This is a genomic window from Lepagella muris, from assembly GCF_004793975.1.
Lineage (GTDB): Bacteria > Bacteroidota > Bacteroidia > Bacteroidales > Muribaculaceae > Lepagella > Lepagella muris.
Genome location: NZ_SRYB01000094.1, coordinates 1 through 374 on the forward strand (window position 1 = coordinate 1; position 374 = coordinate 374).

At 51.9% G+C, this 374-nt stretch carries 1 tRNA gene; it reads right to left on the reverse strand.

The features are described 5' to 3' along the window. Positions 1–164: 164 nt before the first annotated feature. Positions 165–238 (reverse strand) — tRNA-Ile (locus tag E5331_RS20135). Positions 239–374 lie beyond the last annotated feature (136 nt).

Below are 374 nucleotides of genomic sequence, written 5' to 3' on the forward strand. Positions count from 1 at the left end.
GATGGCGCTCGTTGTGTTCTGTTTGAGTTTCTACTTTGTCTTCTCGCTGACTCAGACGAATCTGAGTCTCGCTTCCATCATGTCAATGTGCTCTTTTCGAAGTCCCCCCCTAAGGGGGAAGCGGTCGCCCGCTTCAGCCGGTCTCCCTGACGGGATACCTACTGTAGTCCTTGGCAGAGTTGAACTGCCGACCTCCACATTATCAGTGTGGCGCTCTAACCAACTGAGCTAAAGGACTATGCAGATATCAACTCTGTTGATATCCAGTGAGACGGTGTCTCACCGTATGGGTTTGCCTCAGGACAGCTGACAGAGGGGAGGACTTTCGTCTCCTTGTCTATCTGTTTTGTGTCACCTTCAACCGACCGGAATCC